The 19200-nt window shown below is 68.9% G+C and carries 14 protein-coding genes; 9 read left to right on the top strand and 5 right to left on the bottom strand.

Annotation, left to right across the window (positions count from 1 at the left end; translation table 11 throughout):
- Positions 1-30: 30 nt before the first annotated feature.
- On the top strand, positions 31-393 hold the full coding sequence (locus KBY95_RS09390) for a YbjQ family protein (protein ID WP_254964729.1): 363 nt from the start codon (positions 31-33) through the stop codon (positions 391-393).
- A 73-nt stretch (positions 394-466) separates the two neighbouring features.
- Here the strand turns inward: KBY95_RS09390 and pyrC are convergent, their stop codons facing one another.
- From pyrC to def, 3 genes are all read right to left on the bottom strand, one after another.
- On the bottom strand, positions 467-1555 hold the full coding sequence (pyrC, locus tag KBY95_RS09385) for a dihydroorotase (RefSeq protein ID WP_254964728.1): 1089 nt from the start codon (positions 1553-1555) through the stop codon (positions 467-469).
- Between the two features lie 88 nt (positions 1556-1643).
- Complete coding sequence (locus KBY95_RS09380; RefSeq protein WP_254964727.1) at positions 1644-3260, bottom strand: NCS2 family permease; 1617 nt, start codon at positions 3258-3260, stop codon at positions 1644-1646.
- Complete coding sequence (gene def, locus KBY95_RS09375) at positions 3211-3705, bottom strand: peptide deformylase (protein ID WP_254964726.1); 495 nt, start codon at positions 3703-3705, stop codon at positions 3211-3213. Before def ends, KBY95_RS09380 begins: the two co-directional genes overlap by 50 nt.
- 85 nt (positions 3706-3790) lie before the next feature.
- On the opposite strand from def, the gene KBY95_RS09370 reads away from it, so the two are divergent.
- From KBY95_RS09370 to KBY95_RS09360, 3 genes are read left to right on the top strand one after another with little or no spacing between them, the layout of a single operon-like run.
- Positions 3791-4663, top strand: a complete 873-nt coding sequence (locus tag KBY95_RS09370) for a formyl transferase (RefSeq protein WP_254964725.1) — start codon at positions 3791-3793, stop codon at positions 4661-4663.
- Entirely contained in the window at positions 4660-5667 is a 1008-nt protein-coding gene (locus KBY95_RS09365; protein WP_254964724.1) for a polysaccharide deacetylase family protein, read from the top strand. Before KBY95_RS09370 ends, KBY95_RS09365 begins: the two co-directional genes overlap by 4 nt.
- Positions 5668-5691: 24 nt before the next feature.
- Positions 5692-6357 (top strand): DedA family protein, encoded by a 666-nt coding sequence (locus KBY95_RS09360; protein ID WP_254964723.1) that lies wholly within the window; start codon positions 5692-5694, stop codon positions 6355-6357.
- 21 nt (positions 6358-6378) lie between these two features.
- On the opposite strand, the gene KBY95_RS09355 is transcribed toward KBY95_RS09360, so the two are convergent.
- Together KBY95_RS09355 and KBY95_RS09350 are read right to left on the bottom strand one after the other, a co-directional pair.
- Entirely contained in the window at positions 6379-8199 is a 1821-nt protein-coding gene (locus KBY95_RS09355; protein ID WP_254964722.1) for an SLC13 family permease, read from the bottom strand.
- Positions 8200-8273: 74 nt separating this feature from the next.
- Positions 8274-10154, bottom strand: a complete 1881-nt coding sequence (locus tag KBY95_RS09350; protein WP_254964721.1) for an APC family permease — start codon at positions 10152-10154, stop codon at positions 8274-8276.
- Between the two features lie 60 nt (positions 10155-10214).
- Here KBY95_RS09350 and KBY95_RS09345 point away from each other — a divergent pair, with 60 nt between their 5' ends.
- The 5 genes from KBY95_RS09345 (at position 10215) to KBY95_RS09325 (ending at position 19199) form a co-directional block, all read left to right on the top strand.
- Complete coding sequence (locus KBY95_RS09345; protein WP_254964720.1) at positions 10215-11429, top strand: cation:proton antiporter; 1215 nt, start codon at positions 10215-10217, stop codon at positions 11427-11429.
- Positions 11430-11482: 53 nt separating this feature from the next.
- Positions 11483-14251 carry a cation-transporting P-type ATPase gene (locus tag KBY95_RS09340; protein WP_254964719.1) on the top strand — a complete coding sequence of 923 codons (2769 nt, stop codon included), beginning with the start codon at positions 11483-11485 and terminating at the stop codon, positions 14249-14251.
- Positions 14252-14437: 186 nt separating this feature from the next.
- Positions 14438-16354: an NAD(P)H-quinone oxidoreductase subunit F gene (locus KBY95_RS09335; RefSeq protein ID WP_254964718.1), complete on the top strand. Its 1917-nt coding sequence runs from the start codon at positions 14438-14440 to the stop codon at positions 16352-16354.
- A complete protein-coding gene (locus KBY95_RS09330) occupies positions 16354-17892 on the top strand; it encodes an NADH-quinone oxidoreductase subunit M (protein ID WP_254964717.1) in 1539 nt (512 codons plus the stop codon). The genes KBY95_RS09335 and KBY95_RS09330 overlap by 1 nt, the downstream gene beginning before the upstream one ends.
- On the top strand, positions 17889-19199 hold the full coding sequence (locus KBY95_RS09325) for a CO2 hydration protein (protein WP_254964716.1): 1311 nt from the start codon (positions 17889-17891) through the stop codon (positions 19197-19199). Before KBY95_RS09330 ends, KBY95_RS09325 begins: the two co-directional genes overlap by 4 nt.
- Position 19200 lies beyond the last annotated feature (1 nt).

Here is a 19200-nt window from a genome sequence, read left to right as displayed (position 1 = left end):
CAGGATGGGGCGACCAGCGTCAGCGCCCCGATGGTGAAACCCGTCTTCGTGACCACCACCTTCACGATCGAGGGCTACGCGATCACCGCCTACCGAGGCCTGGTGCGCGGCATCGTTGTGCGCTCCCCCACCCTGGTGCAGGGCTTCTTCGGAGGGCTCAAGCAGATCGTGGGCGGCAGGATCGGCGCGTACACCGAGATGTGCGAGCAGGCCAGGGAGCAGGCCTACGAGCAGATGATCCAGCACGCCAGGACCCTGGGCGCCAACGCCATCGTGGGCACCCGCTACGACGGCTCGGAGGTGCAGGGCGGCACCGCCGCCGCCACCGAAGTGCTCTGTTACGGCACCGCCGTGGTGGTGGAACCCCGGCCCAGCAGCGGCAGCATCCCTTAATGGAGGTGACGGGCCCCCTCGGCCTGCGTGGCTGGTCTGGCGCCGCTCCCGCCATTGCGCGGTGCGCTAGGCCTCAACCCTCTCCCTCCAGCCGCCACTGCAGCACCTGGCCGGCATGGAAGGGAACCAGCTCGGTGGCACTGCCGTCGGCGGCGTTTTTATGCAGCCGTGGCGGCACCGTGTGGGCTTGCCGCACCAGGGTGATCGTCCCCTCGTTGAGGGGCAGTCCGTAGAAGGCGGGCCCGTGCAGGCTGGCGAAGGCCTCCAGGCGATCCAGGGCACCCTCCTGCTCGAACACCGCCGCGTAGCTCTCCAGGGCATAGGGGGCGTTGTAGATGCCGGCGCAGCCGCAGGCGCTTTCCTTGGCCGAGCGGGGATGGGGGGCCGAATCGGTGCCCAGGAAGAAGCAGGGCTCCCCCGATGTGGCGGCCTGGCGCAGAGCCAGCCGGTGCCGTTCCCGCTTGGCCACCGGCAGGCAGTAGAAGTCCGGCCGCAGCCCGCCCTGGAACATCGCGTTGCGGTTGATGTGCAGATGGTGGGGGGTGATGGTGGCGGCCAGGTTGGGGCCTGCCTCGCGCACGAAGGCGACGGACTCGGCGGTGGTGATGTGCTCCAGAACCACCTTCAAGCCCGGGTGCCGCTGCAGGAGCGGCGCCAGGTGACGCTCGATGAACACGGCTTCGCGGTCGAAGATGTCGATCTCCGCGTCGGTCACCTCCCCGTGGATCAGCAGGGGCATGCCGATCCGCTCCATCGTGGCCAGCACCGCTTCGATCCGCGCCAGGTCAGTGACGCCGGCAGCGGCATTGGTGGTGGCATGGGCCGGGTAGAGCTTGCAGGCGGTGAAGACCCCCTCGGCGTGCCCGTGTGCGATCTCCTCCGCCGCGATGGTGTCGGTGAGGTAGGCGGTGAGCAGAGGGGTGAAATCACTGCCGTCGGGCAGGGCGGCCCGGATCCGGGCGCCGTAGGCCACCGCGGCGGCCACCGTGGTGATCGGCGGACTGAGATTCGGCATCACGATCGCCCTGGCGAACGAGCGGGCCGTGGCCGGGGCCACCGCCTGCAGCAGGGCCCCGTCCCGCAGGTGCACATGCCAGTCATCGGGGCGCCGCAGCCGCAGGTACTGGGGCGGAGCGATCGGATCGATGCCAGACGTGCCCATCAGCCGAAAAGTTTCCACTGTCTGTTCACTGGGACCACGCGGCGGTGCAATCGTTCAACCCTAGGCATCACCCCACGACCGGCCCTGATCAGCGCTGGGGGCGACCCAGCAGGAACACGACCGCCATCGCCAGATAACCCAGGGCCCAGGGGGTGCCGCTGCCCCAGCCAGGGTTCAGGACGGTGTCGGCCAGGGTGAAACTCCAGGCGTGGATCAAACCCAGCCAGGAGGCGGACGCCGCCACCAGGGCGCAGAGGGCGGCGGCGCGATAGCGCTGCTCGATCACGTACACCAGCATCGACGCCAGCAGCATGGCCGCCAGGATCTGACCCTGCTCGAGGGCGAAGGCGCCGGCGGCCCACACGTCCGCCTGCTGCAGCGGCAGCAGCAGCTGGGGGCCGAAGGGATTGGCCGGGGTGCCGCTGCCCCCGGCCCGCAGCCCCGCCTTCAGCATCAGGGACCCCCAGCCGGCCAGGCCCGGCAACAGCCCCAGGGCCACGGCGGGGGCATGGGCCGGAGGCGTGGCCTGGAAGGCCTGGGCCGCCATCACCAGGGCGATGTAGAGCACGATCGCCATGCCGGCCTCGATCGGCACCAGCTGGCCCACCACCCCGAACAGGCCCAGCAGGCAGCCCAGGCCCATCACCAGCCCGTTGAGCCAGGAGTAGCCGATGCGGGCGCCCATGCCCTTCCAGCCGGGGTGACCGATGTAGATGGTGGTCGGAAAGCAGGACCCGAGCAGGGCGGCGGCGACCGTGCCGATGCCGTTGATCAGCAGCGAACTCTTCACCGGGTAGGCATCGCCGGCCGCCTCGGCGCTCTCCAGGTTCTGCAGGGAGCCCAGCAGGTTGAACAGGCCCATGGGCAGCGTGACTCCGAGCCAGGGCAGCAGTTCGTTGCGGCCCTCCCAGAGGGCGCCGACCTGTGGCAGCGGCAGGTGCAGCCCCACCTGGGCGAGGTTGGTCTGCCAGGTGGGGCCATCCAGCCGCAGCAGGCCCGTGGCCGCCGCCAGGGCGATGCCCACCAGCACCGCCAGCACACCTCCCGGCAGGGGCAGCCGGGCCTGGCCGAAGTAGGCCAGCAGGATCACCGCCAGCACCGCCAGTCCCACCACCGGGACGGCGTAGGTGCGCAGCAGGAAACCCAGCCCGATGTAGCCGAGGGCGATGCCGGCCAGGGTGGAGAGCAGGGCCGCCCGGGGCAACCAGTGCCGCAGGGGGGCCACCAGGAAGGCGCCCCCCGCCTCGATCAGCCCCGACCCCAGGCAGGCCAGCAGTCCGGCGCGCCAGGACAGCAGGGAAGCGGCCTGCGGATCGAGGCCCTGGCCGGTGGCCGCCAGCTTCACCGGCAGCATCACCAGAAACACATAGGCGAACAGGCTGACCGTGTTGATGCCGTAGGGCAGGGCGGTGCGGTCGTCGCGGCCCTCGCGTCGCCCCAGCCGGTGGGCCTGCAAGGCATAGGCCCCATTGCCCACCACCAGGCTGATGCCGGTGGCCGGCAGGATCGTGCCGAAGATCAGGCCATCGGGGTACCCCAGCACGCCGCGGCAGAGGGCCACGATCAGCAGGATCTGGATCAGGTTGTCGAGGCCCAGGCCCAGGAAGCCGTCGAGGTCACCGCGCACCCACCAGCGGGGGGAGGCTCCGGTGAGCTCAGCCACGGGGCAGCCCCGCCGGCATGTGATCCGGAAACAGCACGCCATCGAGGTGGTCGCACTCGTGCTGCACCACCCGGGCATGGAAGCCCTCCACCTCCCGCTCGAACGGCTGTCCAAGGGCGTCGAGGCCCCGGTAGCGAAGACGGCGCCAGCGGGGCACCAGGGCACGCCAGCCCGGCACGCTGAGGCAGCCCTCCCAGGCACTGTTGTCCGTCTCGTCGCCGAGGGGGATGAGCACCGGATTGATCAGCACCGTCTCCGGGATCGGCGCGGCCTCGGGGTAGCGGGGGTTGTGGGTGAGGCCGAAGATCACCACCCGCAGGGGCACACCGATCTGGGGGGCCGCCAGGCCGGCGCCGTGGGTGGCGGCCATGGTGTCGCGAAGGTCGTCGAGCAGGGCCGGCAGGGCGGGGTCGTCGAAGCGCTGCACCGGCGCACACACCTGGCGCAGGCGGGGATCTCCGATGGTCAGCACGTCTCGGACGGCCATGGGCGGCTCTGGATCGGTCCCACTGTGCCGCCTTCCGGCCGCCCCGTCCGTACCATCCGCAGATGATGCTGCGCCCGGCGACGCCATGGCCGTGAGCTCCCTGCGGGTGGCCGTGCTCTGCTGCGACGGCCTCTACCAGCGCCACCTGGTGCGGCGGGCGGCCGAGGCGTTCACCCTGGTGGGGGTGGTGCTGCAGGTGTCACCGCCCGAGAGCCACAGCAGGCTGGCCCGGCTGGCGAAATACCGCCGGCCGCTGCGGCTGCTGCGCCAGCTGGTCGCCCGGGTGCTGCTGCGGCCCCACGACCGCCGCGGCGCCGCCCTGCAGCGGCAACTGTTCCACCACAACGGCGCCCCGCCCGAGCTGCCGGAAGGGGTGCCGGTGCTGGTCACTTCGGCCATCAACGAGGCGCGCACCGCCGACTTCCTGCGCCAGGTCGCCCCCGACATCGTCCTGGTGAACGGCACCCAGTTGCTGCGGGCGCCGGTGCTGGAGCTGATCCCCGCCATTCGCCACGGCCTCATCAACCTGCACACCGGGCTGTCGCCCTACTCCCGCGGCGCCAACTGCAACCTCTACATGCTCATGGAGGGGCATCCGGAGCTGGTGGGGGTCACGGTGCACCACATCGACCCCGGCATCGACAGCGGCGACATCATCCTGTCGGCCCACGTGCCGATGCAGCCCGATGACGACGTCGAGACCATCGAGGTGCGCAGTTTCCAGGTGGGCATCGAGCTGCTGATCGAGGCGGCCCGCCGGCTGGAGGCCGGCACCGCCCCGCGGGTGCCCCAGTGGGAGCAGGGCAAGCTGTTCCTGCGGCGCACCGGCTACGTCTACGAGCCCTGGCAGAGGCTGATGGCCAACCGCCGCCTCGCCCGGGGCCTGGTGCGCACCTACCTGGCCGACCAGGGGCGCCGCGATGGGGCCGTCCGGGTGGTGCAGGGAGAGCAGCCATGAGCCGCCTGGGGCGCGTCGCCAACCGGGCGGCGGACCTGCTGTTTCTGCCACCGCTGGATCGCCTCTGGCGCCGGCGCCTGCGGGGGAACGTGCTCTGCCTGCTGTATCACCGGGTGGACCAGCCGGGCCGGGTGCCCTTCCTCGACCGCTTCGGGGTGCCTCCAATCCCCCCCGCCGAGCTGGCCGCGGAACTGGGCTTTCTGCAGCGCCGTGGCGCCCGCTTCCTCACCTACGCCGATCTGCGGGCGGGACGGTACCCGTCATCCAACGAATTCGCGGTGATCGTCAGCTTCGATGACGGCCTGCGCTGCAACTACGAGGAGGGGCTGGAGGTACTCGAAGGGCTGGGCGTCCCCGCCGTGTTCTTCCAGTCGTCCGGAATGCTCGCCGGCGGGGGGCTGGTCTGGGAACATGCCCTCTACTGGTATGGGGCCCACCCCAGCCTGGTGACCCAGCTGGCGGTTCTGGCCCAGCAGCGCCTGGCACTGCCGGCCGATCTGCGGGACGGGCCCCTGATCGCCCGGCTGCGGGACGCCACCCCCGTGGCCCAGGTGCAGGGGCTGCTGGCGGAACTGGCCGAGCGCTGGGACACCTCCGCCGAGCTGGCCGCGGCGGCCAATCTCCTTTACCCCAGTGAGGCCCACCTGCACCGGGCCAGGGACGCCGGCCACGAGCTGGGCAGCCACGGCCACCGCCACGTCCCCCGCTGCAACATCAGCGCGGCGGAGTTCGAGCAGGAACTGGTCCGCTCCAGCGCCGTGCTCGCCCGGGTGCTGGGGGAGGCGCCCCAGTCGTTCTCCTATCCCTTCAACAGTCACCTGCCGGGCGACGCCCAGATCTGCGGCCGCCATTTCCGCCAGGTGGCCACCGTCGATGGGGCCCTGCTCACCCCGTCAACACCGGCCCTGGCCCTGCCCCGCTTCACCTGGCCCGGGCCCCACCCCAACCGGCTGCGCCGCCGCCGCTGGCTCTGGACCGGAACACTGGCCTGGCCAGGGAGATAGGGTCTGGCTTCCTTCCACGTTGCGATGGCCTGGCCCCTGGCCGTGTTCGACGGGACCATCAGCCTCACCACCCTGGAATCCCTCCTGCACGCCTGGGGATACTGGGTGGTGTTCGGCGCCATGCTGCTGGAGAACGCTGGCGTGCCCCTGCCCGGCGAAACCGTCACCCTGCTGGCGGGCTATGCGGCCGGCAGCGGCCAGTTGCAGGTGCTCGGGGTGATGGGGGCGGCCGCCGGCGGGGCGATCCTGGGGGACAACCTCGGCTACTGGGTGGGGCGCCGGGCGGGCTGGGGAGTGCTGCTCCGGGCCGGACGGCTGCTGGGCCGCAGTCCGGAGCAGATGGAGACCCTGCGGGAGCGCTTCCTGCGCCATGCCGGCAAGTCGGTGCTGCTGGGGCGGTTCGTGGCCGTGCTGCGGGTTCTGGCCGGACCCATCGCCGGGGCGGTGCACATGCCCTACCGCCGCTTCCTGCTGTTCAACATGCTGGGGGCCGTGCTCTGGGCCTCGACGATGGTGGGCCTGGCCTGGCTCGGCGGGCGCTGGATCCCCTTCGATCAGATGGTGAAGGGGGTCGTTGAGTTTGGGCTCGGCGCCCTGGTGCTGCTGGTGATCGTCCTGGTGGTACCCAAGCTGGTGGCGCGCTTCGAGGAGGCGCCGCTGGAACAGGAGGCCAAGGAGCCACCTGCCTGAGCTGATCAGAGCGATGGCTGTCTAAAGGCCGAAATACCGGCAGAGCAGCCAGGGCACCGTCAGCGCCAGAGTGATCGAGAGGGGAGCCCCGAAGCGGGCCATGTCGAGGAAGCGGTAGCGACCCGGACCGAACACCATCAGGTTCGTCTGATAGCCGATCGGGGTGAGGAAGCTCTGGCTGGCGGCGAAGGTGATCGCGAAGATGAAGGCCATCGGCGGCAGTCCCAATCCCTTGGCCAGTTCCACGGCAATCGGCAGCAGCAGCACCACGGTGGTGCCATTGCTGAGGGCCTCGGTGAACGCCTGCCCCAGCACGACCACCACCAGCAGCACGGCGTAGGTGGGCCAACCCTGAAGAGCCCTCAACAGATCTTCGGCGAGAGCTTCGGCAAGGCCGGTCTTCTGCATGGCCACGCTGAAGCAGGACAGGGAGCCCAGCAACAGGATCACGTCCCAGCGGATCGAGCGCTGCACCTCTCCGGGACGCAGACACCCCGTCGCCACCATCGCCACCATCGCCAGAAGCACTGCCGCCATCAGCGGCAACACCTTCAGCATCGGCAGCAGGATCATCAGGGCGGCGATGACCATGCCGGTCAGCTTGCGGTCGGTGGTGGGCAGATCCTTCTCCAGTTCATCCAGCAGCACCAGGTCGTTGTTGGCCTGCATGCCCCGGATGGCATCGAGGGGAGCCTGCAGGAGCAGCACGTCGCCGGCCTGCAGCACCACCCGCCCCAGCAGCTCCCGAAGCACCTGGTTGCCACGCCGCACCGCCAGCATGGTGGCGTTGTACCGCTGGCGGAAGCGCAGGTCACGGACGCTGGCACCGACCAGGCTGGAGCCGTTGGGCAGCAACACCTCCACCACCCGTTGGGGCGATTCGGTGGCCCCACTGAGTTCGCGCAGATCGTCCTCCTGATCGCCCACGGGCGCGAGGGTGACGGTGTGTTCCTGCTGCAGCCGCAGCAGGTTGTCCCGGTTGCAGCGCAGCAACAGCCGGTCACCGGCCTGGAGCTGCAGGTCAGCCAGCGGGGCGCTGAAGCTTTCCGGCCCCCGATGCAGTTCCAGCACATCCACGTCGAAGCGTCGCTGCAGGCGGCTGTCGTGCAGGGAGTTGCCGATCAGTTCGGACCCCGGCGGGATCAGCACGTCGGTGATGTAACCCTCCCGAGCCAGGCTGACGAGCATGTCGTCGTCGCTTGAGCCCCGATCCGGCAGCAGGCGCTCGGAAAAGAAAAAGATGTAGGCGCTGCCGATCAGCCAGACCGGGATACCGATCGCCGTGAAACTGAACAGATCGAGGGATCCATACCCCAGTTGCCGGCTGACGTCACTGGCCAACAGGTTGGTGGAGGTTCCGAGCAGGGAGATCGTCCCCCCCAGAATCGTGGCGAAGGACAACGGCAGCAGCACCCTGGAGGGGGAGATGCCACGCCGCTGGCACCAGCCCTCCAAAACCGGGATGAAGGTCGCCACGATCGGCGTGTTGGGAATGAAGCCGGAAAGCGGGGCGACCACCCCCACGAGCAAACCGATCATCCGCTTCGGGCTGCGCACGGCATCGGAGCCGATCAGGGCCCGCAGGCGGTCGAGGCCGCCACTGCGGAACAGACCGGAGGCCACGGCGAACAGCCCCATCAGGGTGATCAGGGCAGGGCTGCCGAAACCCTTGACCGCCTCCTCGGGAGTCAGCACGCCCAGGGTGACGAGCAAGGCGGCCGCCAGCAGGCCTGTCACCTCGGGCGCCAGCTTGCCGGTGACGAAGAGGATGATCGCCAGGATGAACACGGCGAGCGTGATCAGCCCCTCTCCGGTGGTGGCAACGGCGACAAAACTCTGCATGGCAACGGCCTGATGTCAGCGATCTAGCAGGTCAATCCCGCTGCCGCTGCCCCGAACGGATGAATCATCCCCCCTCAGAGGTAGAACCCCACGGTGGTGACGACACGGGTGCCGCGCTCGCGCAGGGCCTGCCGCAGGCGAATCGTCGACTGGTTGTGGAGCAGGTTCTCCCAGCGGTGACGGGTGACAAACACCGGCAGCACCACCATGCAGAAGGCCTCGTGATCCTTGCGGTGCTGGGTCTCGAAGCGCCGCACGAAGGCGACCACCGGGTCCACCAGGGAGCGGTAGGGGGACTCCAGAACCTCCAGTGGGATGTCCGGAAGCTGGCGACTCCACTGCTCGCGGATGGCCTCGGCGTGGCCGCCACCGAGATCCACATGCACGGCCACCAGGTCGCTGGCGATGCTGCGGGCGAAGCAGAGGGCCTCGAGGCTGCCCCGGTGCAGCTGGCCCACCAGCACCACCGTGGGGGTGCCCCCACCGGCGGGCGGGGCCCCCGGCAGCGGCAGGGGGCCCTCGGTGGCCAGGCGCAGACGCCGGGCCACGTCGTCGTAATGGGAGCGGATCCGCAGGTACAGCGTCACCAGCAGCGGGATCGCCAGCACCACCACCCAGGCCCCCTGGGTGAACTTGCTGACCAGCAACACCACGCCCACCACGGCGGTGATCGCCGCTCCGATGCCGTTGATCAGCGCCCGGGAGCGCCAGCCCCGATCCTGCAGCTTCCACCAGTGCACCACCATCCCGGCCTGGGACAGCGTGAAGCTGATGAACACCCCCACCGCATAGAGCGGGATCAGGCGGCTGACGCTGCCCTCAACGATCACCAGCAGCAGGCCGGCGAGAGCGCTGAGAGCAAAGATGCCGTTGCTGAACACCAGCCGGTCGCCCAGGGAACAGAGCTGGCGCGGCAGGAATCCGTCCTGGGCCAGAAAGGCCGACAGCCGCGGAAAATCCGCGTAGGCGGTGTTGGCAGCCAGCAGCAGGATCAGCAGCGTCGCCAGCTGCAGCAGAAACAGCAGCGGCCCGTCGCCGAAGATCCGGTCACCCAGCTGATAGAGCAGCGTGGGTCCGTTGTCCTGCACCACCAGGCCGCCCTGGCTGGCCAGGGCGCTGATGCCGCTGAACATCAGGGCCAGCATCAATACCATCACCCCCAGCACCCGACGGGCGTTGCGCCACTCCACCGGCTTGAAGGCGGCGACGCTGTCGCTGATCGCCTCGATCCCGGTGAGGGCGGCGCAACCTGAGCTGAAGGCCCGCATCAGCAGCAGGGGGCCGATGGACTGCAAGCCCTGGCTGCCATGGTGGGCCGCCGCCAGGAGCCGTTGCTGCTCCGCCAGCGGCAGGGGGGGGAGCTGGCCCATCCCCAGCTTGAGAAATCCCGCCACCAGCAGGGTGACGACGGCACCCATGAACAGGTAGGTGGGCAGGCTCAGGAACCGGGCGCTGGAGCTCACCCCCCGCAGGTTGGCCAGCATCACCAGCAGCACCGCCAGCAGGCACAGGGGCACCCGCGCCGCAGCCAGCCCCGGAAAATAGGAGGTGAGGGCGGCGATGCCGGCGGCCACGCTCACGGCCACGGTCAGCACGTAGTCGATGGAGAGGGAGGCTCCGGCCACCAGGCCAGCGCCCTGGCCGAGGTTCTGCTGCGAGACCCGGTAGGAGCCGCCCCCCTGCGGGTAGGCCTTGATCGTCTGCCGGTAGCTGCTGGCCACCACCAGCATCAGGGCCACGATCAGGCCCGTGATCGGCAGGGTGAACGGCAGGGCCGCTGCCCCGCCCATCCCCAGCACCAGCACGATTTCCTGGGTGGCGTAGGCCACCGAGGAGAGGGCATCGGAGCTGAGAATCGCCAGCGCCTCGGCGTTGCTGTAACGCTCGCCGTGGTGGGCACTGGTGGGCAGTGGAGTGCCGATGAGCCGGCGCCGCAGGGTGTCGAGGCGGGGCATGCAGCGTCGGATCATCCGATGAATGCTCTAGGACGCTAAGGGCCGTGGGCCTGGCCGTCCTTGGCGTCCCACCCCACCGGCTTCCGGCCTGGGCTGATCCGCGCCATGGGACCCACCTCGCTGTTGAGCACCCTCCTGATCCTGTTGATGGGCGTGCTCCTGGCGCGGCTGTCGGCGGGCTGGATGGCGCGCTGGGCGGTGCCGGCCATCGTTCTGGAGCTCGCCATGGGCTTCGTGCTCGGCAACACCGTGGTGCCCTTCACGGCCCTGGCGCCACTGAGCGGCCTGACGGAACTGGGGGTGCTGACCCTCTTTTTCCAGGTGGGGCTGGAGGTGCGCGGCGACCTGCTCACCTCCCGCAGGGGCGCGATCCTGCGCACGGTGGGGCTGAGTTTCCTGACGCCGCTGCTGGCCTTCTGGCCTCTGCAAAGCGCCTTCGGCCTCTCCACCCCCACCACCCTGCTGTGCCTGGCGGTGCTGAGTGCCACCGGCACTGGTGTGACACTGCGGCTTCTCGCCCAGCGCGGGGCCCTGCAGACCCCCTCCGGCCGACTGCTGGTGGGGGTGTCGGTCCTGGATGATCTGCCGGCCATCGGCCTGCTGGCGATCGCCACCGCCAGCGCCGGCCTGCGGCTGGGCAGCCAGGGGATCGGCTGGGCCGGTCCCCTGCTCGGCCTGGTGCTGGGGCTGCTCAGCTGGCTGGCGGTGGCGCACTGGGCCCGCCACCACAGCCGTCGGCCCACCAGCGCCCTGGCGATCCTGATGCTCCTGATCGGTTCGGCCTGGGTGGGGGAAGCCTGCGGCCTCACCAGCCTGCTGGGGGCCCTCTGGGGGGGGGTGCTGATGGCCCGGCTGGGGCCGGTGGAGGGGGAGGTGCAGCGGGTGCTGACCGTGCTCTCGGAGGTGTTTCTGCCCCTCTATTTCATCAGTGTGGGGATGCGCATCAGCGCCGGCACCCTGCTGCAGCCGGCGGCCTGGAGCCTGGCGGCGGCCCTGATCGTGATGGCCGTGCTCAGCAAGCTGGCCTGCGGACTGGGTATCGATCGCAACGACAGGGCCGCAGGTGTGGACCGCTGGCTGGTGGTGTTCGGCCTGATCCCGCGGGGCCTGCCGGGCCTTGTATTTGCGACAACAGCACTGAACCAGGGCCTGATCGATCCGCTGCAGTTCTCCTCCCTCGTGCTGATGGTGACCGTCACCACGGTGGCGGGCCTGCTGCTGCTGGAGAGGCGATTGCAGCGCGGCGCGGCCGTCCCGGAAAGAGCGCACAGCTGACGAAAGCCGCCGCAGGGTGTGACTAGTGTTCGGGCGATTCCTGTATCGCCACGTTGAACACCGTCCCCACCGCGAGCCCCTCCTGGCACGCCCTGGATCCTGAGGCGTGCCTTGAAGCGCTGGAGGCCAGCCCTGAGGGTCTGAGCACAGCCCAGTGCGCCAAACGGCTGGCCAAGGTGGGACTCAACCGGCTGGAGCTCAAGGCCGGGCGCAGCAACCTGCGCATCCTCTGGGATCAGTTCAGCAACGTGATGCTGATCATGCTGCTGGCCGTGGCGGCGGTGTCGGCTGGCGTGGCCTACGCGGCCCAGCGATTCCCCAAGGATGCGATCGCCATCGTGCTGATCGTGGGCCTCAACGCCCTGCTCGGCTACCTGCAGGAAAGTCGCGCCCAGCAGGCCCTGCAGGCCCTGCGCGACATGGCCCAACCGCTGGTGACGGTGCGCCGTGACGGGATCTGGGAACGGCTGCCCAGCGAACAGCTGGTGCCAGGGGACCTGATCCGGGTGGAGGCGGGCGACCGGGTGCCAGCCGACGCCCGCCTGCTGGAGGTGGCCGAACTGGGCCTGCGCGAGGCGGCCCTCACCGGCGAGGCCGAAGCGGTGAACAAGCTGGCCGCGCTGGTGCTCGAACCCTCCACCCCGGTCCTGGAGCGTCAGAACTGCCTGTTCCAGGGCACCGAGGTGGTGCGCGGCCGCGGCCTGGCCGTGGTCAGCGCCACCGGCATGGACACCGAACTGGGCAAGATCGCCCAGATGATCAACACGGCGGGGGGGGAAACCACTCCGCTGCAGGAAAGGCTCGACGGCCTGGCCAACGTGCTGGTGGTCTCCGCCCTGGCCCTGGTGGCCCTGGTGGTGGCCCTGGGCTGGCTGATGGGCCAGAAACTGCTTGATCTGCTTGAGGTGGCCCTGTCGATGGCGGTGGCGATCGTGCCGGAAGGACTGCCGGCGGTGATCACCGTGACCCTGGCGATCGGTACCCAGCGCATGGTGCAGCGCGCCGCCCTGATCCGCCGCCTGCCGGCGGTGGAGGCCCTGGGTTCGGTCACCGTGATCTGCACCGACAAGACCGGCACCCTCACCCTCAACCGCCAGGTGGTGCAGGAGCTGCGCAGCGGCACCACGGCGTTCGAGGTCAGCGGCAACGGTTACGACCCCCACGGCGAGTTCCACAGCTCTGAGCTGCCCCCCGCGGCCGGAGCCACCGCCGGCGTGGCCCCAGGTGGCCGCAATCTGCTGCTGCAGGCTGGCGTTTTGTGCAGCGACGCCGAGCTCAAGCAGGAGCCCGATGGTCGCTGGGAGATCCTCGGCGATCCCACCGAGGGCGCCCTGGTGGTGGCCGCAGCGAAGGCCGACCTTGATGGTTTCGCCCTGCGCAGCCATTACAAGCGCGACGCCGAGATCCCCTTCAGCTCCGAGCGCCAGCTGATGGCGGTGTGGGTGTTGGATCGCGACGGCAGCCTGCAGGCCCCCCTGGGGCAGACGGCCGCCGGCTCCACCACCTTGATGATCAGCAAGGGGGCCCCCGAGGTGATCCTCGGCACCTGTGATCGCTGGCTCGACGCCTCTGGCGTTACCACCCTCAGCGACGATCAGCGCCAGTGGTGGCTGGGGCAGGCCCGGGATCTGGCCGCCTCCGGCCTGCGGGTGCTGGCCTTCGCCTGCGCCCCCCATCACCCCAGCCCCGAACACGAACTGGAGCACCAGGTGTTGCTGGGGCTGATGGCCCAGCTGGACCCCGCCCGCCCGGAGGTGGCCGAGGCGGTGGCGCGCTGCCGGGAAGCTGGCATCCGCCCGGTGATGATCACCGGCGACCACCCCCTCACCGCCCGGGCCATCGGCGTCAGCATCGGCCTGGTGGAACCTGGCGCCGAAGTGGTGCTCGGCCGGCAGCTGGAGGAGGCCGATGCCGCCGGGCTGGCTGCGATCGTGGCGCGCTGCAACATCTATGCCAGGGTGCCGCCCGAGCAGAAACTGCGCATCGTCAAAGCCCTGCAGGGCCTTGGGCAGATCGTGGCCATGACCGGCGACGGCGTCAACGACGCCCCGGCCCTGAAGCAGGCCCACATCGGCGTGGCCATGGGCATCACCGGCACCGAGGTGAGCAAGGAGGCCTCGGACATGGTGCTGCTCGACGACAACTTCGCCACGATCGTCAATGCGGTGGAGCAGGGGCGCCTTGTGTATGCGAACATCCGCCGCTTCATCAAATACATCCTCGGCAGCAATGTGGGCGAGCTGATCACCATCGGCTCCGCCCCCCTGCTGGGTCTGATGGGCGTGCCGATGACCCCCCTTCAGATTCTCTGGATGAACCTGGTCACCGACGGCGTGCCCGCCCTGGCCCTGGCGCTGGAGCCCGGGGAGGCAGGCCTGATGCAGCGCCCCCCCGCCGAGCCCGGCGAATCCATCTTCGCTCGAGGCATCGGCAGCTACATCCTGCGCATCGGGGTGGTGTTCGCCGTGATCACGATCACGATGATGCTGTACGCCTCCCGCTCCGGCTCTCCCTGGAAGACGATGGTGTTCACCATGCTGTGCCTGGCGCAGATGGGACACGCCCTGGCGGCCCGCAGCGACCTGCCGTTGATCCAGGTGAATCCCTTCAGCAATCCCTGGCTTCTGGGGGCTGTGGTGTTCACAGCGGTGCTGCAGTTGTCGCTGCTCTACGTCCCGGTCCTGGCCCAATTCTTCGGCACCGTGCCCCTGTCGGCCCGTGATCTGGGCATCTGCGTGGGCTTCAGTCTGGTGTTCTTTCTGTACCTGGAACTGGAGAAGCTATGGCGGCAGTGGCGCCGTCGTCGCAGCGCCGACGCCTGACATCTTTCCCTTGATCCCTATCCGGCAGGCAGCCGGGGCTAGGGCCTGGAGAGACAGCGGCGGACTGATCACAATCGCTTGCAGATCCCATAGGCCTTTCCTTATCGAAAAGGCCACCTCAAGGCGCCTGAGATCTTAGTGTTCGCCACCACGTGGGCCCTCCCAGGTCCCGATCGTTCTGCCGCCATGACCCTGTTCTTCGCCCAGACGGCCTGGCTGGTTCCCCTCTACCCCCTGGTGGCGTCCCTGCTGTCGCTGCTGTGGTCTCCGGGGTTGATCTCACGCACGGGCCCCCGCCCCTGCGGCTATCTCAACCTCACCCTGGTGAGCGTGGCCTTCGTCCACAGCGCCGCCGCCCTGATGGCGCTGCATTCCAATTCCGCGGCCGGTGCGGCCGCTCTCTACAAGCCCCTCACCTTCGGCTGGACCTGGCTGGAGACCGCCGGGCTCAAGGTGGGCTTCGACGGCCTGATCACCGAGCCGGCCCTGATCGCGATGACGGTGATCACCGGCCTGCATGTGCTGGTGCAGATCTACGCCATCGGCTATCTGGAGATGGACTGGGGCTGGCCCCGCTTCTTCGGGTCCCTGAGCTTCTTCGAGGCCGGTCTGTGCGCCCTGGTGCTCACGGACTCGCTGTTTTTCAGCTACGTGATCCTCGAGCTGCTCACCCTGGGGACCTACCTGATCGTGGGCACCTGGTACAACCAGCCCCTGGTGGTCAAGGGCGCACGCGATGCTTTCCTCACCAAGCGGATCGGCGACCTGATCCTGCTGGCGGGCCTGATCGCCCTGCTGCCGATCACCGGCACCTGGAACTTCCACGGGCTGCAGGCCTGGGCCGCCGATCAGGTCAACAACGGCAACCCCCTTCCCCAGGTTCTGCCGTTGATCCTGCTGGCCTTGATCGCCGGGCCGATGGGCAAGTGCGCCCAGATCCCCCTGCACCTGTGGCTCAATGAGGCCATGGAGAGTCCCTTGCCCTCCACCGTGCTCCGTAACTCGGTGGTGGTGGTGGGCGGCGCCTGGGTCCTGCTGCGGCTCGAGCCCCTGATCGAACTGAGCCCCCTGGTGCAGACCGTGCTCGTGATCGTGGGCGGAACCACGGCCCTGGTGGCCTCCCTGATCGCCCTGGCCCAGATCGATGTGAAGCGCGCCCTCTCCTTCCTGGTGAGCAGCTGGCTCGGCCTGCTGTTCGTGGCGGTGGGTCTGGGCGGCATCAGCGTGGCCGATCACCTGATGCTGGTGTACCCCCTGCCGATGGCGCTGATGTTGATGGTGATCGGCGCCATCGTGATCACCAACGTCACCCAGGACCTCACCCAGCTCGGGGGACTGTGGAGCAAGCGTCCGCTGATGGGACTGGCCTTCCTCACCGGCGCCGCCGGCCTGATGGCCTTGCCGCCGTTCGGTGGCTTCGCCGCCCTGCGCGAGCTCCTGTCCCTCACGGCCGAGAGCTCCCACCCGGTGCTGCTCGGCTGCCTGGTGCTGTTCACCAATGCCCTGATCAGCGCCGGCCTGATCCGGGTGTTCGGCCTGATCTTCGGCGGACGTCCCTCGGTGTTCACCACCCGTTCCGCTGAGGTGCTGTGGCTGATGGCCCTGCCCACCTTCGTGCTCATGGGGCTGGTGCTGCACCTGCCGCAGCTGCTGGTGATCAACGGCGTCTTCGCCCTGTCCCCCCTGCCGGGCTGGGGTCCGCTGGCGGTGCCGCTGCTGATCTCCACCCTCGTGGGCGGCGGCCTCTCGGCGGCGTTTTACCTGCGGCCCCACCCCCTGGCCCATCTGCCAGCAGCCCTCGGCGGCCTGCAGGACTGGCTGGCCCACGACATGCAGACCGAGCGCTTCTACCACCGCACCGTGGTGTGGCTGGTGGTGGCCCTGGCCCAGCTCAGCGCCTGGTCGGATGACCGGCTGATCGATGGCTTCAGTGGTGCGTCCGGCAGTGCCGCCCTCGAGGGTGCCCGCCGCCTCAGCTTCACCACCTCCGGCCGCTCCCAGGCCTATGCCCTCACCCTCGTTCTCGGGGTGCTGCTGATGGCTGCCTGGCTCCTGGCCTCCGCCCCTTCCGTTCCCTCCGAACTCGTTCGCCCGTTCCGCTGATGGGATCGTCCTCGCTCCTGCTTCTCCTGGCCGCCCCCCTGGCCGGCACCCTGCTGCTGCCCCTGCTGCCGGCAACCGTTCCTTCCGTTCGGGTCCGCGGCATCGCGGCCCTGTTCGGCGCCCTTCAGCTGCTGGTGGGCCTGCTCTGTTGGCAGCACCCCCCCGCCGACCTGCAGCTCTCCTGGCTGCCGAAACTCGGGCTCAGGCTCGATCTCGGTCTGGATGGCCTCTCGCTGCCGCTGGTGCTGCTCACCGCGCTGATCACCTCTGTTTCGATCCTCTCGGCCGCGGCTGACCAGTCCCGGCCGCGGCTGTTCTTCTCCCTGATGCTGGCCACCAACCTGGGTGTCGTCACGGGTTTGCTGGCCCGCAACGCCCTGCTGTTCCTCCTGGCCTTCGAGCTGGTGCTGATCCCGATCACCCTGCTGGTGGCGGTCTGGGGGGGCGAGAAACGGGCCGGTGCCGCGGTGCGTTTCCTGCTCTACAGCGCTGTCTCCGGCCTGGCCCTGCTGGCGGCCGTGCTGGCCTTCGCCTGGTTCAATCCCGCCGGTCCGCTCTTCGCTTTCGAGGATCTTCGCCAGGCCCAGTTCTCCCCCACGGCCCAACGCTGGATCCTGGCCCTGCTGCTGCTTTCCTTCGGCCTGAAGCTTCCCGTCTTTCCCCTGCACGGCTGGCAGCCCTTCACCTACGGCCAGGCCCCCACCCCGGTGGTGATGCTGCTGGCAGGCTCCGTCTCCAAGCTGGGGGCCTACGGCCTGCTGCGCTTCGGTGTGGGCTTCCTGCCGGACACCTGGGCCGCCTGGTCACCCTGGATCGCCGCAGCCGGTGCCATCAGCGCGGTGTACGGCGCCCTCAACGCCATCGCCCAGAGCGACATCCGCCGCCTGATGGCCTACAGCTCCCTCGGACACATGGGCCTGCTCGTGCTGGGGCTCTCCGCCGCCACCCCCCTCAGCCTGCAGGGGGCGGTGGCCCAGATGCTGGCTCACGGCATGATCGTGGCCCTGCTGTTCGCCTGCGTGGGGCTGATCGAGCGCAAGACCGGCACCACGTCCATCCCCGAGCTTTCTGGCCTGATGAACCCTTTACGGGGGTTGCCCTTCACCATGGGCATGCTGCTGCTGGCCATGATGGCGGCCGCCGGCATCCCCGGCCTGGCGGGCTTCCCAGCCGAGCTGCTGGTGTTCGAGGGCAGCTGGACCACCTTCCCGCGGGCCACCTTGGTGAGCCTGATCGCCTCGGGCTTCACCGCCGTCTACGCCATCCGCCTGTTCAACAGGGTGGGCTTCGGCCGCCTCGACAACGAGCGTGCCGACTGGTCGTCCACCTGCTGGAGCGAGCGGGCGCCGGCCATGGCCCTCACCGTTCTGGTGATCGCAGCTGGTCTCTGGCCCACGGCCCTCACGGGCTGGAGTGAGGCTGAATCCACCGGTCTGGCCCTGCGCACCCAGCCGTTCCTCAGCCGAGATGCCGCCCAGCCCCTCACCCTCGCCGTCGCCGTCACCCTCCCTGCCGCTTCGGAGCTGCGCACGTCATGACGCCCCCCACCGCCACGGCCCCCGAGCCCGTCACCGCTCCCCTGATCCCGCCCTCCACCCATCGCTATGCCGATGTGATCCACCGGCTGGAGGCCGGCGGCTCAATGCTGCCGGACACGCCGGAGAACCTGATGCAGATCATCGGCATCTACAAGGCCTATGCCGTGCCGATGGATTTCTACTGGCGCGATCTGCTCTACATCGCCGAGCAAGTGTTCCTTGATCCCTTGCCGGCGTTCAAGTACTTCATCAGCCAGGAGTACCTCGATCTCCCCAATTCCTACGCCGGCGATCAGTCGAAGCTGCGGATCTGGCGCGGTGGCGAGAAGGCCCATCCCGAACTGCTGGAGTTCATGGCCAAGGGGGAGGCAGGCAAGATGCCGAAGCTGCTCCATCACCTCTGGCACGACCGGATCAACATGGAGTTCGCCGAGGCCTGCATGGAGGCCATGCTCTGGCACCAGGGCATGGGCGGCCGCTTCTACGACTATCTCGCCAGTGACGCTTACAGGGCCAACGCCGATCGCGCCATCAAGGCCTACTTCCGCGGCAATCCGCTGATGCTCGGCCTCTATCGCCTGTTCCCAGAGATGTTCATGGAGCAGGTGAAGAAGATGAGCTACTACGCCAACCTCGGCCTGTTCTGGGAGGTGATGGCGCCGGTGTTCTTCGAGATGAGCGACATTTACGACGAGGGAGGTTTCAAGGGTGTTCCCGACGCCATGAACTTCCTGGTCAACGGCATCTTCGCCGTGGCGGGCCGGCCCATCTATCACCACGTGACCATCAAGGGCGAGTGTTTCGAGATCATCCCCAAGAGCGAAGGCTTCACCTGGCTCTATGAAGCGGCTCTCCCCTACGTGGAGGCGGTCTTCTATCGCACGGCGCCATTTCGCGGCACCAAGAGCTACAACGCCCAGGCCTATCAAGTGCCTGCCGATCAGGCCGATTTCCACTACGGCATCCTCTATGCCGACGTGTTCCCCGTGGGCTCGGCCGGCATCCCTCCCACCCTGCTGATGCAGGACATGCTGCATTTCCTGCCGCCCTATCTGGAGGAGCTCTACAAGCAGCACAAGCGTGGCGATGAGGACAAGCTCATCCAGCTGGGGATCACCTTCCAGCGCTCCATGTACAACGTCACCTCGGCGGTGATCCAGGCGTTGCGCTGCGCCCTGCTCTATCCCCTCGATGACACCGACCCGGTGCATCTGATGGCCAACCGGAAATTCTTCGAGGCCCAGATGGACCGCTTCCTGCGGCCCGAAGCCCGCCTACCCCAGATCCAGACCCAGGACTACCGCTAAG

This window comes from Cyanobium sp. Aljojuca 7A6 (assembly GCF_024346455.1).
Taxonomy (GTDB): Bacteria; Cyanobacteriota; Cyanobacteriia; order PCC-6307; family Cyanobiaceae; genus Cyanobium.
The sequence above is the reverse complement of the archived record's forward strand: the minus strand, read 5'-3'. Positions and strand labels throughout refer to the sequence as shown.

Bases quoted from the DNA above. Each gene is read 5' to 3' on its own strand.
- KBY95_RS09355 (WP_254964722.1), bottom strand. From the start codon at position 8,199: ATGCAGAGTTTTGTCGCCGTTGCCACCACCGGAGAGGGGCTGATCACG.
- KBY95_RS09370 (WP_254964725.1), top strand. From the start codon at position 3,791: ATGGCCGTGAGCTCCCTGCGGGTGGCCGTGCTCTGCTGCGACGGCCTC.
- KBY95_RS09335 (WP_254964718.1), top strand. From the start codon at position 14,438: ATGACCCTGTTCTTCGCCCAGACGGCCTGGCTGGTTCCCCTCTACCCC.
- KBY95_RS09325 (WP_254964716.1), top strand. From the start codon at position 17,889: ATGACGCCCCCCACCGCCACGGCCCCCGAGCCCGTCACCGCTCCCCTG.
- KBY95_RS09390 (WP_254964729.1), top strand. From the start codon at position 31: ATGGTGAAACCCGTCTTCGTGACCACCACCTTCACGATCGAGGGCTAC.
- KBY95_RS09350 (WP_254964721.1), bottom strand. From the start codon at position 10,154: ATGCCCCGCCTCGACACCCTGCGGCGCCGGCTCATCGGCACTCCACTG.
- KBY95_RS09360 (WP_254964723.1), top strand. From the start codon at position 5,692: ATGGCCTGGCCCCTGGCCGTGTTCGACGGGACCATCAGCCTCACCACC.
- pyrC (WP_254964728.1), bottom strand. From the start codon at position 1,555: ATGGGCACGTCTGGCATCGATCCGATCGCTCCGCCCCAGTACCTGCGG.
- KBY95_RS09380 (WP_254964727.1), bottom strand. From the start codon at position 3,260: ATGGCGTGCTGTTTCCGGATCACATGCCGGCGGGGCTGCCCCGTGGCT.
- KBY95_RS09365 (WP_254964724.1), top strand. From the start codon at position 4,660: ATGAGCCGCCTGGGGCGCGTCGCCAACCGGGCGGCGGACCTGCTGTTT.
- def (WP_254964726.1), bottom strand. From the start codon at position 3,705: ATGGCCGTCCGAGACGTGCTGACCATCGGAGATCCCCGCCTGCGCCAG.
- KBY95_RS09330 (WP_254964717.1), top strand. From the start codon at position 16,354: ATGGGATCGTCCTCGCTCCTGCTTCTCCTGGCCGCCCCCCTGGCCGGC.